The 12,489-nt window shown below is 43.7% G+C and carries 10 protein-coding genes; 7 read left to right on the plus strand and 3 right to left on the minus strand.

Annotated elements, in window-relative coordinates:
• Positions 1-104 precede the first annotated feature (104 nt).
• Positions 105-359 carry a hypothetical protein gene (locus QT990_RS25995; protein ID WP_333287790.1) on the plus strand — a complete coding sequence of 85 codons (255 nt, stop codon included), beginning with the start codon at positions 105-107 and terminating at the stop codon, positions 357-359.
• A 21-nt stretch (positions 360-380) separates the two neighbouring features.
• On the opposite strand, the gene nadB is transcribed toward QT990_RS25995, so the two are convergent.
• The 3 genes from nadB to QT990_RS26010 all read right to left on the minus strand — a co-directional run bounded on the left by nadB (position 381) and on the right by QT990_RS26010 (position 4,003).
• On the minus strand, positions 381-2,033 hold the full coding sequence (gene nadB, locus QT990_RS26000) for an L-aspartate oxidase (protein WP_333307129.1): 1,653 nt from the start codon (positions 2,031-2,033) through the stop codon (positions 381-383).
• A gap of 323 nt (positions 2,034-2,356) precedes the next feature.
• A complete protein-coding gene (gene psbU / locus QT990_RS26005) occupies positions 2,357-2,791 on the minus strand; it encodes a photosystem II complex extrinsic protein PsbU (protein WP_333144020.1) in 435 nt (144 codons plus the stop codon).
• A 252-nt stretch (positions 2,792-3,043) separates the two neighbouring features.
• Positions 3,044-4,003 (minus strand): adenylate/guanylate cyclase domain-containing protein, encoded by a 960-nt coding sequence (locus tag QT990_RS26010; protein WP_333144021.1) that lies wholly within the window; start codon positions 4,001-4,003, stop codon positions 3,044-3,046.
• Between the two features lie 950 nt (positions 4,004-4,953).
• Between QT990_RS26010 and QT990_RS35890 the strand changes: the two genes are divergently transcribed.
• The 6 genes from QT990_RS35890 (at position 4,954) to QT990_RS26035 (ending at position 12,249) form a co-directional block, all read left to right on the plus strand.
• Entirely contained in the window at positions 4,954-5,157 is a 204-nt protein-coding gene (locus tag QT990_RS35890) for an AMP-binding protein (RefSeq protein ID WP_445252126.1), read from the plus strand.
• Between the two features lie 158 nt (positions 5,158-5,315).
• Positions 5,316-5,624: a hypothetical protein gene (locus QT990_RS26015; protein WP_333144023.1), complete on the plus strand. Its 309-nt coding sequence runs from the start codon at positions 5,316-5,318 to the stop codon at positions 5,622-5,624.
• A 278-nt stretch (positions 5,625-5,902) separates the two neighbouring features.
• Positions 5,903-8,644 carry an ATP-binding protein gene (locus tag QT990_RS26020; RefSeq protein WP_333144024.1) on the plus strand — a complete coding sequence of 914 codons (2,742 nt, stop codon included), beginning with the start codon at positions 5,903-5,905 and terminating at the stop codon, positions 8,642-8,644.
• A gap of 48 nt (positions 8,645-8,692) precedes the next feature.
• On the plus strand, positions 8,693-9,925 hold the full coding sequence (locus tag QT990_RS26025; protein ID WP_333144025.1) for a response regulator: 1,233 nt from the start codon (positions 8,693-8,695) through the stop codon (positions 9,923-9,925).
• A gap of 728 nt (positions 9,926-10,653) precedes the next feature.
• A complete protein-coding gene (gene hisF, locus QT990_RS26030; RefSeq protein WP_333144026.1) occupies positions 10,654-11,445 on the plus strand; it encodes an imidazole glycerol phosphate synthase subunit HisF in 792 nt (263 codons plus the stop codon).
• 462 nt (positions 11,446-11,907) lie between these two features.
• Complete coding sequence (locus QT990_RS26035; protein ID WP_333144027.1) at positions 11,908-12,249, plus strand: low temperature-induced protein; 342 nt, start codon at positions 11,908-11,910, stop codon at positions 12,247-12,249.
• Positions 12,250-12,489: the final 240 nt, after the last annotated feature.

The raw sequence follows: 12,489 nt of genomic DNA on the forward strand, positions 1-12,489 counted from the left end.
AAAGTTAATTAAAGTAAATGTAAAGATATCAGTGGAAATACGGAAATTGACAGATATAATAGGTGGTACAGACGTGGATATATTGCGATGATTTGAATAAGGCTGTGAATACTATGCGTACTTTGATTCAGCTCACAAAAACGGCAACCCTGGCTGCCTGCCTGCAAGTGAATATAGTCGGCACCGCAAATGCGGCTCGACTTGCCAGCAACTCAACTAGCAATTTCACAAAAGCCCGTAGCACGGGCGAGATCCCCAGAGTTGGGACAGTTACACCAACCTCTAGGTTGGGAAATCCCCAACAATACGAACCAGACCCGAACGGGAGCCCCAAAAGTGACGGTACGGGAACGCGCTGACCCCAAATTTTCAATCAATTTTCAATCTTCTATTCGCGGAGATTTGTACCAATTGGATTGGTTAATTAAAGTATGGCGGCACCAATTCGGCTCGGTGAGAGGATAGTCCACCCGGTAGTGACCGCCGCGGCTTTCGGTGCGAAACGCAGCACTTTTGACAATTAAATAGCCGATATCCAATAAATTCCCAACTTCTCCCCAATTTCGCAAAATCGAGCTATTCTCCGTCTCAGCAGGGGAAAAATCAATAATTTGTCCGGGCTGTAAATTATCAAGCGTTTGACTCAAAGGCAAGGAAGCAAATTCTTGCCGCCAAATCTCAAGTTGGACGATCGCACTTTCCAAATCCCGCTGTCCTCGGCAAATTCCCGCACTCTGCCACACCAAATTCGGCAATTCGACCCGCAACCTTTCGATCGCCTCAATGTCCTTTTCAGAAATCGATTTTTCCCAAATTTCCCCTGCCTCGAACCGATCGGCGAATGCCTCGGGTCTTCCACCTTCTAGCTGCAAAAGTCCCATCTGCGCCCCAAAAACCAGACATTCCAGCAGCGAATTGCTCGCCAACCGATTAGCGCCGTGTACCCCCGTGCTCGCAGTTTCTCCCACCGCGTACAAACCCGGAATCGAAGTTTGGTTAAACTTGTCAGCGACAATCCCTCCCATCCAGTAATGGGCTGCGGGCGTCACCGGCACCGGTTCGGAAAAAATATCAATTCCCCAATCAGCGCACACTTGAATAATATTCGGAAACCTGTAGCGCAGTCGATCGACCGCAATCGGGCGCAAATCCAGCCAAACATGAGGTTCCCCCGTTTTTTGTAAGTGGCGGAAAATAGCGCGACTGACAACATCCCTAGGGGCGAGTTCCCCGCTGGGGTGAGAGTCAAAAGCAAAGCGATATCCCTTACTGTCAACCAAATGAGCTCCTTCTCCCCGCACCGCTTCGCTAATGAGAAACCGAGGCGCGCCCGCTGTGCTCAGCGCCGTCGGGTGAAACTGCACAAATTCTAAATCTCGCAGCAGCGCCCCGGCGCGCCACGCAATTGCCACCCCGTCCCCGGTACTTACCGACGGATTGGTCGTTTGAGCAAAAACCTGTCCGCCGCCGCCTGTCGCCAGCACCACCGCTTTGGCCTGCAGCCACTTGACTTGTGAACCGCAAATCGAGCTAATGCCCTGACAGCGCCCGGTTTCGTCTAGCCACAGACTCAAAGCAAAGGCAGGAGATACGAGTTGAATGTTTTTGCGGCTCAATACTTTTGCTGTCAGCGTACTGATAACGGCTTTGCCCGTAGTGTCGGCGGCGTGGAGAACTCGGCGGCGGGAGTGGGCGGCTTCTAGGGTGAGGGCTAAATCTGGGCCGGTGCGATCGAATGCAACGCCCATTTTCACCAGGGAGTCAATGCAAGCACCAGCTTCCTCGACTAAAAATTTCACCGCATCTAAATCGCAAAGACCGGCTCCCGCAGCCAGTGTATCCTGAACGTGCAGCGCTGCGGAATCTTCAGGGGCGATCACTGCGGCAATCCCTCCTTGAGCCCAATCGCTGGCAGAAACAGGCAGGGTATTTTTATTGATCAAGCCCACCTGCAAATGTTCTGGCAGGCAAAGTGCCGTGTACAAACCGGCCGCGCCAGCACCTATTACCAATACGTCAAATTTGTCAGTCATAAGTCTGCCGCCAGTCGATTTTAGATTTTAGATTTTAGATTTTAGATTTTAGAATTGAGTCTACAGATGAATCTGGGGACTTGAACTAATGTCAGTCAAGGGATTTTAGATTTTAGATTTTAGATTTTAGATTTTAGATGAATCAGGGGAACCCGCTGATTTCAATCTAGCGAATTTTGGTCGGCTTTTGCCGAATGGTGGTTGAAAGTAAGTCTTGATAAATTAAAGGCAGAAGTCATCAGCCTAAGAGAAAAAAAATCTTTTCTTTCGGCCGTTTGCCTTCTGCCCAATGACTTCTGCCTTCAAATGAGGCCCGCTGCTACCTAGTCGTAGAGACCGTTATTCAACCTGGTGTCTCCTTCAATAAAGACTGATTCGACATCAGTTACGGTGAATTTGTCCAAGTTAGCTTGCAGCACTTTTTTCTGAGCTTCCGTCAAACCTGAAATGTTGAGTACGTCCTCAACTTTTTCGTAAGGAGCGTTCTTAATAATTAGTCCAGCTAAAGTGGGATACAACCCTCGATATTGGCGAAAGTCCCGGACGGCGCTGTTGTTCAAATCAAGTTTTTTGCCGTATTCTGTGGCAAGCTTCTCATCGGCGCGATTGGTTCTAGCCGGAGCTTCAACAGCTAGGAGCGAGGATGATGGCAAGACGATACGGCTTAATGACGCCGCGATCGCGCTTTGGTCTCCAGCCCATGCAAAGCAGCCCAGCACTAAGCCCAATACTGCCAATAGACGACCCAATCGTTTCATGAAGTTTTGTCTCCCAATTTCATACACAGCATTTATGTAGAGACTACCATTTTGCTTATGCAGTTTTTCAGACAAATCCGCAGCAGGCAGATATCTGTTATAAAATTTACCTTTAGGTATTGACAAATCTGAGGATATATGATATAATTGGCTTTTTAAGCATCGCAGGCAAGTTTATCAAAGGCACTCCAAATTAAAAACTCGGACTGCCATTTTAAAGGGTTAATTTTTGCCCTGCACCCAATTTTCTAGCTATCGAGAACTCTTTCCTTTGCTTTTGAGAAAAGCGTTCAAGTCAGCATAAGTACCGCCGTAAGCCACGCTGGGATTCTCGTAACCCTTCAAAGAAACAGTGTGCTGCTCGAAAGCGCCCTGGGCCCCCAATTGCGTCAGGTATTTGTAGGTAGTTTGTCCCACAGCGATATCCTTGCCGAGTTGCTTGGTGCAAGATTCCAGGCGAAATGCTGCGTTTACAGTATCTCCCAAGGCGGTATAGTCCGAGCGGTCGCTGCTGCCAGAATTTCCCACCATTGCATAACCGGTATTGATGCCGGCGCCGACTCGCAAAGGAAAAGGCAGGGGGTAACGGCTGCTGAGTTCGTCTGTTGCCTTGTGCAGTTCGCTCAAAGCTTGGCAAATCCGCATCATTTCCTCGCTGCTGACATCGCTGGTTTTGTGGAACCAGACGGCCATGATGGCATCACCGATGTATTTGTCCACCCAACTGCCGTGTTCGCGAATGATCTGTCCTGCTTTGCGGAACCAATTGCCGATAACTTCCGAGAGGAGGGTTTCGTCTAGCTGCCTAGTCAAAACTGTAAAGTCTCGGATGTCCATTACCATGACGCTAATCAGGCTACGCACCGTCAAAGTCGCCGTAAAATCTTCAGAGTCTGTCTCGTGTATTGGCTCGTGTCGGTGGCCAGCGGTTGGGTTGTAGAAGTCCAATTCGGTTTGACCGAAAATAATCCGATCGCCATTTCTGAGAGTGACAGGAATACTGACCCGCCGCCCGTTGACAAAGGAACCATTGCGGCTGCCCAAGTCGATCAGGTAGAACTCTCCTGTCTCCATTTGCTGTAACATCGCGTGATTACGGGAAATCCAGCGATCTGTCAGTACAAAATTATTGTCATCGCTCCGCCCTACTGTCCAGCAATTGCTGCCGGAGAGCGGCAAGTAGCGATTGCCGCCTTCTGTGCGAAGTACCATATGTGGATTGGGTTGCACTCGTCACAACAGTCCTAGAAACGACACAAAATTAACCGATTTGAGATTTGAGACTTCAGATTTTAGATTTTTTAGTCCATCGTCGATGCACCTAGCCCCTCCAGGAGTGGTCAACCATAAATTCGATCGAGCGAGCGAAGGTATTTATGATTCCATCTACCAAAGCAGCCCGTAAAAACAGACTGTCTACCAAGATTGTACCTGATAATACTGCCTGCCCCGGAGCGAAGACAACTTTTATTTATTTTGATGGGCCAGAAAAAAGAGGGAAAATGGCTCTCTGGCTAGGCGGCTAGCCTGTACACACAAGTCCGAAATCTTTTAACACCATTCCTGAAACCCAAGTTTCGCATGAATCTCAGAAAGGAAGCTTATTTTCCTGAATTTTAAGTTATTGATTCGGCCAAACGAGAAATCAAGATTTTAGGAAACAGCGTTTCTCCAATATGGGTCAGCGAGCAACTTGTCTGTACAGGGTAGAGCTAGGCGGGGGGGTAGGGGGTGTAGCCTGGTATGCAGAGCCAGAGTTCTGTGCACTACTCCCTATGGTCTAGGCTTCCAATTTCAACCGGAACAGCCGATCGTACCGAAGACATCCTTAATAACTGATTCTCTCAGTATTTTTACTTAATAATCCGAGATTGAGCCACCGCCATCAACTCGAAATAACCCATGTGACTGTTGAGGCTGCGGAAGGGGAGTGATAAATTCACCTAAATTGACCTTTTGTTCCTGATGAACATAGTTAGGTCTAGTAAATTATGTAAGCCTATGCCACGACCAAAAGTTGGGTGTCATTGATTACCGCCTTTGCGACCAAAATAAAGACGGTAAAGCACCAGCAATGGCTACCTAATCAATGCTTAAAATCCTACAGAGCGTCGTGAGCTAGGTTCGTAATAACTTATTTATCAAGCTTTGTAATTAGAGCCATCGAAAAATTCTGCCTTCATAAGTTAGTAGAATCCCAAGTAAGGCAAACACCAAACGCTATTGCTGCTATTTTTAAAACCGAGCAAATAACTTATCAAGAATTAAATAATAAAGCCAATCAATTAGCACATTGTCTGAACAGCTTAGGGGTTAATTCAGAGACGCTTATTGGAGTATGCGTTTCAGTAATACGATTTGTTTGATAATCAAGGGCTTGATTCAATTAGGGTATGGCCCTGAATTAGATATCAAGATGAGTCTCGCTCCTGTGGATTATATAGTTCAGGCGATTCGGTATTTATCGCATCAACCCGAGTCTCTTAACAAGACATTTCATGTATTAAGCCCCCATGTATTATCGATGAACCAACTTATCTTGAATCTTAACACCCTTGGTTATGCCCTCCCTTCTATTCCTTACCCGCAGTGGCAGGCAAAACTACTCAATATGTCTCCCGATAATGCTTTAACTCCGATGGCTTCTCTCTTTGTCAAAAAAATATCTAATAGCCCAAAAACTTTTATCGAGACAACATCTTTTGTCTGTCAAAAGTTTGATGACCGCAACACTCAAGATGGACTTGTCGGTACTGATATTCTCTGTCCTCCCATTAATGATTCCGTATTAAAGGCTTATTTATCCTATTTCCATCGTCAAGGTTTTTTGTGATATAGTAAAACTAAATGATTTGTCCCACTCTTGTAGGGTAGTGATCCGTGCGTAGCCCATCGATCGGGTTAACTACAGGGGAATTACCCTACCAAAACTTACAGAATTAATTGAAAAATGCTATATAATAGTTATTTTACCTGGTTTAATTTTTGGTTATGTAGAGGATAATAATGAAGAGAAATTGGCTCGCGAACTTAAAATTGTCTGACTCTCTCCTCTCCCCAACTCGCCACAACAGAAATAGACCCCCAGAGTCGCTGACCAAACAAACACTCTTGAAGATAGCCTTGGGTATGGGGATGGTTGTTATCGCCTCCACAGCTATTAGCTATTTTCAAATAATCTCACGGATTACTGCTAATTCACTCACGCAGTTAGAGCAATACATGGAATTACGATCCAAACGCGAAAGAGCAATATTTACCTTAGCGGAAGACAACCATAAGTTGCTCAAACAAGCTTTATTAGAGCAACTAAAAGCAGAAGCAAATCGCGATCCTCAAGCTGAATTCGATGAAAACTTTGTCAGATATCCAGATGGCTCAATTCGGAATCGCCCTGAACTATTTCAAAAAGAAAAAACTGCGGGATTATTCTTAGGAAAAAATGTCATTTTTGATACTGAAATGCAGCGACGAATAGTTGCTTTCTATAAAACAATAAATGCTTATGGCCCAGCATGGCGCAATCGCTTAGCTAACACCTATACGCAAATTCCTGAGAATGGTATTATCATATATATGCACCAGTATCCCTGGGTCCTCAAAGCACCTTCTAATGAATCTTTCCGCGTCACAGATGATGAGTCATTCCAAATTACCCGCCCTATCTATAATCCAGAACGCAAAACAGTCTGGACAGGCATTTATTACGACCAAGTAGCTGTAGCTTGGATGGCATCCTGTGTGACACCATTAGATGTAGATGGCAAGCATATTGCTACAATCGGGCATGATATTTTAATAGATGATTTGCAGAAACGGACTATTAATGAAGGACTCAAAGGCACATACAACATGATTTTTCGAGCCGATGGGCGGCTAGTAGCTCACCCAGAACTTATGCAAAGTATTCAAAAAGGAAATGGACAATTCTCCATCGCCCAATCTGGAGATGCTCATCTGCGACGAATTTATGATTTAGTCACCAGTCATAAACAGGAAAATATGATTATTGACAATCCTGACTATGATGAATACTTGGGTATTACTAGAATTGATGAGCCAAATTGGTACTTAGTCACAGTTTTCCCCAAATCTCTGCTAACCCAAGAAGCCTTAGCTACTGCTCGCATGATTCTAGTGCTAGGGCTCAGTGCATTACTGATTGAAATTATTATTGTGTTCTTAATTTTACGTCGAGAAATTTCTACACCACTCAATAAATTAATGGCTGCAACGGAGAGTATTGCTGCGGGAAATCTTGATGTTCAAGTTAATGTAAACCGCCAAAATGAATTGGGTCGTTTGGGATATTTATTTAACAAAATGGCTCAGCAAGTCCGCGAATCTTTTGCCGCGCTTGCGAAAACTAATGAGGAATTGGAACTGCGAGTTGAAGATAGAACTGTAGAGCTTAAACAAGCGAAAGAAGTTGCCGATACAGCTAACCGTGCTAAGAGCGAGTTTCTGGCTAATATGAGCCACGAACTGCGGACACCTCTCAATGGTATCTTAGGATATGCCCAAATTCTCCAGCGCTCGAAACACATAGTTGAGTCAGATCAAAAAGGAATTAATATTATTAACCAATGTGGATCTCACCTACTGACTCTGATTAACGATATCCTTGATTTTTCTAAAATCGAGGCCCGAAAAATGGAAATATATCCTACAGATTTTCATTTTCCCGCTTTTCTGCAAGCAGTCGTTGAAATTTGTCGAATTAGGGCAGATCAAAAGGGAATTGATTTTATCTATACCATCGAAGGTCAACTCCCAGTTTGCATTTTTGCGGATGAAAAACGCTTGCGACAGGTATTGATTAACTTATTAGGCAATGCTATTAAGTTTACGGCTCAAGGTAGCGTGCAATTTATAATTAAATCAAAACTCTTGGAAGATGAGGTCAGGGAACGACCTTTATATCGAGTTATGTTTCAAGTGGAAGATACTGGAATTGGGATAGCGAGCGATCATGTTAAAAATATCTTTTTGCCCTTTGAGCAGTCTGGTAATATGAAGAAGCAATCAGAAGGGACTGGACTAGGATTAGCTATCAGCAAAAACATTGTTGATATGATGGGCAGTACCTTGGAAGTTGAAAGTGAATTAGGCAAAGGTAGTGTTTTCTGGTTTGAGATAGATTTACCCGAAGCTAAGGAATGGGCAAAAAATTCTAAAACTTCAGAGCAGGGCGTTATTATTGGTTTTAAGGGCGATAAGCCCAAAGTTATAGTAGTAGATGACCGTTGGGAAAACCGTTCTGTTATTGTCAATTTACTCAGCCCTATTGGATTTATACTTTATGAGGCTGAAAATGGCCAGGAAGGACTTGATAAAATTGCTGAGGTTCAACCAAATCTGGTGATTACTGATATTGTTATGCCGATTATGGATGGCTATGAAATGGTTAAAACTTTGCGAAAATTACCATCATTTGCTAATTTATCAGTGATCGTGTCTTCAGCCAGTGTATTCGAGTCCGATCTGCAAAAAAGTATAGAGATTGGAGCTAATGAATTTTTGCCCAAACCTATCGAAGCTCATAGCCTGTTAAATACGATCAAATCCCTCCTGAAATTAGAATGGATATATGAAGAGAAATTACAACCGCCAAGCACAAGAGAATTGACCAAAGAAGTGGTTGAGATTGTGCCACCTTCGCATGAGGACTTGCTAATATTGTATAATCTTAGTCGTAAGGGATTGATTAACGATTTACTACAAGAGTTGACGAGGATTGAACTGATAGACAAGCAGTTTATCCCTTTTATTCAACATCTGCGCGAATTTGCTAAAGCTTTCAAGCTAAAACAGGTGCGAACTTACATAGAGCAATACCTAAATACTCCCTAGCCCCAAAAAAGTTGTAAATTTATGTATCCCATCCCCAGTAAGTTATGTATGACTGAAAACTCAGAAAATCAATCTATTTTGATTGTAGATGATAATCCCAATAACCTAGAAGTTCTAGCCCACATATTGACCGACGTGGGTTATCAAGTTTCCGTTGCTCTTGATGGTGAAACTGCGATTGAACAAGTAGAATATCATCCGCCCGAACTAATTTTATTAGATATAATGATGCCGCCCGGTATTGATGGCTTTGAGACTTGCCGGCGATTGAAAGCCAATCCCTTAACCTGCGAAATTCCCATAATATTTTTAAGTGCTTTATCGGATTCACATAATAAAGTCAATGGATTATCTGTAGGAGCCGTAGATTATATTTCTAAGCCTTTCCAAAGTGAAGAAGTTTTAGCGAGGATTAGAATTCATTTAAAATTATATCATCTAACTAAAAAACTCGAACAACAGAAGCAACTGCTAGAAGAAAAAGTGGAATTACGCACTGTAGAATTATTAGCAGCTAAAGAAGCAGCCGAAGCAGCCAACATTGCCAAAAGCCAGTTTCTCGCTAACATGAGCCATGAGCTCCGCACCCCTCTCAATGCGATTATTGGCTATAGCGAAATGTTGCAAGAAGAAGCCGAAGATTTAGATCAAAAATTTTTTATCCCTGACCTGAAAAAAATCAACGGTGCAGGCACACATTTACTTGGACTAATTAACGACATTCTTGACTTGTCGAAAATTGAATCGGGGAAGGTTGAAATTTACTTAGAAACCGTTGATATCTCAGATTTAATTAGGGAAGTCATCACCATGATTAAGCCACTGGTGGAGAAGAATGCTAATGTATTGGTAGTTAACTGTGAACCCAATTTGGGAGATATGAAGACCGACTTAACTAAGGTACGTCAGAGCTTATTTAATCTGCTTAGTAATGCCAGCAAATTTACAAAAAAAGGCATAATTACTATTAAGGTAGAAAAAAGATATAGAAAATCTGGAATAGCCGATGGAGAAGAACAGAAATCAGCCATTCCCTATATTTTATTTAAGATAAGTGATACTGGCGTTGGCATAGCTCCAGAACGAATGGAAAAACTGTTTCAACCATTCACCCAGGCTGATCCTTCAACTACACGAGAGTATGGGGGGACTGGATTAGGATTAGCAATTACTAGAAATTTGTCTCGGATTATGGGTGGAGATACGTTGGTTGAAAGCGAGGTGGGTAAGGGTTCTACTTTTACTCTTATACTGCCTGCAGAAGTGATACTCCCAAAGTAAAACCAGTGAGCATAATTGCACTGTAAAAAACTATTTTTAGAAAAGTGCCTATTTTACATCGCCATTCTTATGACGAGCAGCGATTTTTAAGAAATCGGGCAAAACAGCAAGAAGCTGTGGCGTGTCAAAGTTTATTCCAGCAGAAACGTTTTGAATAATATTAATAATTTTTTAGCAGACCCCGAATCGGACTGATTAAGTTCTGTTGTTCTGAGATTAAGTGGTGGTAAGGAGCCGAGGGAACCACTAAGAGTAAAAATCCTCTATGCTAGAGTAAGCTGCTAAATGGCCTATATCTCGCTTTTGACCGAAAGCATCCAGGATACAAGCCCCCGGATTCATTCCGAAAGCAGACTCAGGACCCAGAAATAAAAAATCTGTATCCGATGAAACTTGCCCCCCGAATTTCTCCGTGGGGTTAATGCTTCAATTCTAAAATCTAAAATCTAAAATCTAAAATCTAAAATCGATTGACGGCTTGGTTGTGGCAATCGTTGCGACATTTATGATGATTTATCAAATTTTTAAAACGAATTTTATTTATTGTTACCGTCTTGTGATAGCTGAGAGATTGGTTATTTCTTGCCTGTCTAACTCGTTTTCCAGCTAGGAGTCAAGACCGCAAACAGGACGGCAAAAAATAACCCTGGCTTTCATTCCACCGCTAAGATGAGTACAGTTATAGCGGGGGACTTCCCGCCGAGTAAGTTAAATTGGAAGAGAATTGTATGTTGTCGAAAAGAATTTTACCTTGTCTGGATGTGAAAGCCGGTCGCGTGGTCAAAGGTGTCAATTTTGTCAATCTTCAGGATGCTGGCGATCCAGTAGAAATGGCTCAGGTTTACAATGATGCGGGTGCTGATGAGTTGGTGTTTCTGGACATTACGGCGACTCACGAAGACCGGAATATTATGATCGATGTGGTGTACCGCACGGCCGATCGAGTATTTATCCCTTTGACGGTGGGCGGCGGCATCCAATCCTTAGACACCATTAAAAGTTTGTTGAGGGCGGGCGCGGATAAGGTGAGTATTAATTCGGCGGCGGTGCGCGATCCGAGTTTAATTGACAAAGCGAGCGATCGATTTGGTAATCAGTGCATTGTAGTGGCGATCGACGCTCGCAAACGGCAAGACGCAGATAATCCTGGTTGGGACGTGTACGTGCGCGGAGGGCGAGAAAATACCGGCAAAGATGCGATCGCCTGGGCCAAAGAAGCCGAACAGCGCGGCGCCGGCGAAATTCTGGTGACAAGCATGGACTCGGACGGCACTCAAGCCGGTTACGATTTGGCATTAACCCGAAGCATTGCCGAAATTGTCGAAATTCCCGTCATTGCTTCCGGCGGCGCCGGCAACTGTCACCACATCTACGAAGCCGTGACTGAGGGCAAAGCAGAAGCTGCACTGCTGGCTTCCCTGCTGCATTACGGGCAACTCAGTGTAGGAGAAATTAAAACTTATCTAGCAAAATGTCAAGTTCCCGTGCGACAGCAGCAGCCATTAGTCATTAGTCATTAGTCATTAGTCATTAGTCATTAGTCATTAGTCAGTGGATAGTCGGGCGCATCTTAATATCTTGCAACATTTTCAACAAATCGCTCTGCGGGTTGACTCAAGCGCCCTCTCACATTGCAAACAGGCTAAATAAACCCGCCGCCACCCCACGATCAAACCAGTTACTGAGATTTATACCGCTATGTGAGGCGCATCCGAAGGCACTTATGTAGAATTTTTTTGATTCTACACAAGTGCCTTTTACATAAATTTCTTGGGGCGACCCACGCCCGTCATCTAGAAATATTCCCTGAGAAGGATTTCAACTACCAGCTTTTTCAGCTAAATATTATATGTTAGCTCAATTTGAAAAAAAGCAACGGTTGCTTTTATCAAACTTGAGTAAAAGATTGTGCAGAATTTGAGTGAGCTTCAGCCTGTTAACAATCTCAGCAATTAAAAATTGTAAAAACGGAGAAATTGTGTATGTCTTTTATCAGCTTTAACCTCCCTGCCAAGCGTTTAGTTCGCACTTTAATAGCTGTTTGTTTTTGTGCCTTGATGTTTGTGTCTAATGCTTTCCCGGCTTTTGCCATTACCAGCAGCCCCACCAAAGGTGAAGACCAACTTTTGGGTATCGAAAAAGAATCTCAAGAAGTTGTCCTGAAAAAACCGATGTCCTTGGAAGAAACTCAAGAAAAAGCCAGCAAAGGGCCCAACGAAGTTCAGGGAGACGCTGACATTGAAAAAATGAAAAATCCTTCCAATACACAAGCTACATCCTTTGAGCAACAAGTCAAAAAAGCTGTCAGCAAAGTTAAAGACTAACTCAGCGCGCAGTAGTCAGCGGACAGTTGTTAGTAGAAAAGATTAGGGACACGGCGCGGTGCGGTGTCCCTAGAATTTTTTTTGTAGAGACACCGCACCACGCCACCTCCTTTGAAAGGCCGTATCCAATCTAAATTTAGCTTTAGTTTTCAGACTTGCTCTTAGGAATGAGAATTAAATAACTTAGAATTTTGATGGTTCTTGTGGGATGGGCGTCCCGCCCGTCCAGAAAGGGCGGGC

This window comes from Microcoleus sp. T3_B1, from assembly GCF_036700445.1.
Taxonomy (GTDB): Bacteria; Cyanobacteriota; Cyanobacteriia; order Cyanobacteriales; family Microcoleaceae; genus Microcoleus.

What these genes read in the sequence shown, in the direction of transcription:
- psbU (WP_333144020.1), bottom strand. Translation starts at nt 2,791, where the DNA reads ATGAAACGATTGGGTCGTCTATTGGCAGTATTGGGCTTAGTGCTGGGC.
- QT990_RS26010 (WP_333144021.1), bottom strand. Translation starts at nt 4,003, where the DNA reads ATGGTACTTCGCACAGAAGGCGGCAATCGCTACTTGCCGCTCTCCGGC.
- nadB (WP_333307129.1), bottom strand. Translation starts at nt 2,033, where the DNA reads ATGACTGACAAATTTGACGTATTGGTAATAGGTGCTGGCGCGGCCGGT.
- QT990_RS26035 (WP_333144027.1), top strand. Translation starts at nt 11,908, where the DNA reads ATGTCTTTTATCAGCTTTAACCTCCCTGCCAAGCGTTTAGTTCGCACT.
- QT990_RS26015 (WP_333144023.1), top strand. Translation starts at nt 5,316, where the DNA reads ATGAACCAACTTATCTTGAATCTTAACACCCTTGGTTATGCCCTCCCT.
- QT990_RS26025 (WP_333144025.1), top strand. Translation starts at nt 8,693, where the DNA reads ATGACTGAAAACTCAGAAAATCAATCTATTTTGATTGTAGATGATAAT.
- hisF (WP_333144026.1), top strand. Translation starts at nt 10,654, where the DNA reads ATGTTGTCGAAAAGAATTTTACCTTGTCTGGATGTGAAAGCCGGTCGC.